Annotated in this window: 1 protein-coding gene; it reads left to right on the top strand. The window is 73.4% G+C overall.

Annotated features, from left to right (window positions below; genetic code table 11):
* Positions 1-684: substrate-binding domain-containing protein (locus tag N5079_RS35100; protein WP_261588536.1), on the top strand; the 684-nt coding region annotated here is incomplete at both ends.

The following is a 684-nucleotide window of genomic DNA, read 5'->3' as shown; positions in this document are numbered from 1 at the left end:
GAGGTCGTCCAGAAGGCCGGGATGGGCCTGGTGGTCTCCGCCGTCCATGGCCGCTCGCGGCTGGCCAGGCAGTGGCTGGACGCGCTGGCCACCCGTGGTTCGCTCGGCGCGATCCTGGTCATCTCCGAGCTCGCGGGATCACAGGAACGCGAGCTGAGGCGGCTCGGCATTCCGTTCGCCGTCGTGCACCCCGCCGCCGACCCCGGCCCCGACGTGCCCTCGGTGGGGGCGACCAACTGGCCGGGCGGCTTCACCGCGACCCGGCACCTCATCGAGCTGGGGCATCGCCGCATCGCCATGATCGGTGGCCCGCCCGGCCGCCTGTCGTCGCGCGCCCGCCTCGACGGCTATCGCGCCGCGCTGGAGGAGGCGGGGATCGCCTTCGACCCCTCTCTGGTACGGCACGGCGACTTCGGGCACGAACTGGCCCACCGCCACGCGCTGGACCTGCTGGCCCTCCCCCAACGGCCGACCGCCATCTTCGCCGGGAGCGACCACCAGTCCCTCGGCGCCTACCGCGCTCTGCGCGACGGGGGGCTGCGGGTGCCGGAGGACGTGAGCGTGGTCGGCTTCGACGACCTCCCCTTCGCCGACTGGGTCACCCCTCGCCTGACCACGATCCGCCAGCCACTCTCAGAGATGACCGCGCTGGCCACCCGCATGGTCCTCCAACTCCTCGACGGC

The organism is Planotetraspora sp. A-T 1434 (assembly GCF_025420585.1).
Classification (GTDB): Bacteria; Actinomycetota; Actinomycetes; order Streptosporangiales; family Streptosporangiaceae; genus JAOEGB01.
This window is presented reverse-complemented; position numbering and strand designations above follow the sequence as displayed.